Origin of the sequence: Saccharomonospora saliphila YIM 90502, from assembly GCF_000383795.1 — a bacterium.
Classification (GTDB): domain Bacteria; phylum Actinomycetota; class Actinomycetes; order Mycobacteriales; family Pseudonocardiaceae; genus Saccharomonospora; species Saccharomonospora saliphila.
This window is the reverse complement of record NZ_KB912714.1, coordinates 2,169-3,435: the sequence shown is the minus strand read 5'-3', so window position 1 is coordinate 3,435 and position 1,267 is coordinate 2,169. Positions and strand designations below refer to the sequence as shown.

General features: G+C 72.1%; 2 protein-coding genes. One reads left to right on the top strand and one right to left on the bottom strand.

The features are described from left to right. Nucleotides 1-115: 115 nt before the first annotated feature. Complete coding sequence (locus tag SACSA_RS0118290; RefSeq protein WP_019819182.1) at nucleotides 116-640, bottom strand: 2'-5' RNA ligase family protein; 525 nt, start codon at nucleotides 638-640, stop codon at nucleotides 116-118. 115 nt (nucleotides 641-755) lie between these two features. On the opposite strand from SACSA_RS0118290, the gene SACSA_RS0118285 reads away from it, so the two are divergent. Then, nucleotides 756-1,267, top strand: a 512-nt coding sequence (locus SACSA_RS0118285; RefSeq protein ID WP_019819181.1) for a DUF4383 domain-containing protein, incomplete at its 3' end; no start/stop codon positions are given.

Below are 1,267 nucleotides of genomic sequence, written 5' to 3'. Positions count from 1 at the left end.
GGGCGCCTGCGACACGTGGCACGCCCCGGCGGCCGAGGTGGAGTGAGGTTCTCACCCGCCGGCCGGGCCGGAATCCGGACCGCCTCCGCACGACCCCCAGGTGGCGTTCCGGAGGTCACGGCAGGATCGTCAGCGGCCAGTCCCGCCCTGTGGCGCTGTCGATGAGCGCCGCGTGGGTGACCAGCACCGTCACGGGCAGGACCTCGTAGGCGGCCGCGACCACGTCGGGCATCTGGCGTGCCGCCGCACGGGTCGCCAGCGACGTGTGCGGCAGCCACCGGTCGACCTCGTAGTGGCGGTGCACGACCGCCCCCGTGCTCCGGACGGCCTCGACCACGGCCCGCTGCCGCGTGAGCAGGTCGGCGGGCACGGCGGGCACGAGGCACACCCGCCCGCGCCGGAACGCCGCCACCGCGTCGAAGCTCAGCTCGTGCGGCCCGCCGTCCGGCAGGCTCGTGACCGCGGCTCGTACCGGGTCGAGATCCCAGTCGAGCAGGACCACGTAAGACAGGTGGGGCCGGTGCCTGCCGTGCGTGTGCGAGTGGGGCGTGGCCACGCCGAGTCGTTCGAGCCGGAGCCACAACTCGCGCAGCGCGCGGTCGGAACGACGGTCGAAGAGCAGGCACACGCCCAGGGCCACGCCGACGAGGCTAGGCGCGGCGCAGGGCCGCCGCGCGCCGCGTAACCCGTTTCCCCACCGGTAACCCCGGGTACGCCGACGTCAGTGGCCTGGAGCACAGGCGAAGGAGGTCTTCATGACTGGCTCGGACTACGGCCGTGTGCGCGTGGGAGGGTTCCAGCCCGTGCAGGTACTGGCGGCACTGGTCGGTCTGCTCTACCTGGCATTCGGCATCATCGGTCTGATCGTCACCGGCTTCGGCGACTTCGCCGGGTCGACGCACAGCACGTTGTGGGTGTTCGCGGTCAACCCGTTGCACAACGTGATTCACATCGGCGTCGGCCTGCTCGGTCTCGTGCTGGCCGTGCGTTCGTCGACCGCGCGGAGTTATGGCTGGCTGCTGCTCGTGGCGTTCGGTGTGCTGTTGCTGTGGGGACTCGCGATCACGGGTGTGTTCGCGAGCAACCCGGTCAGCGGGCTCGGTAATCCGCTGGCGATCAACACCGCCGACAACTGGCTGCACTTGGGGACGGCACTCGCGGGCCTGCTGATCGCCGTGATGCCCGCCCGCAAGGTGGTCGAGGCTCCGCGTGGCCGGGCCGGAGCCGAGGAGGACACCCGGGTGGCCGCCGCCCCGGCAGGACGCGG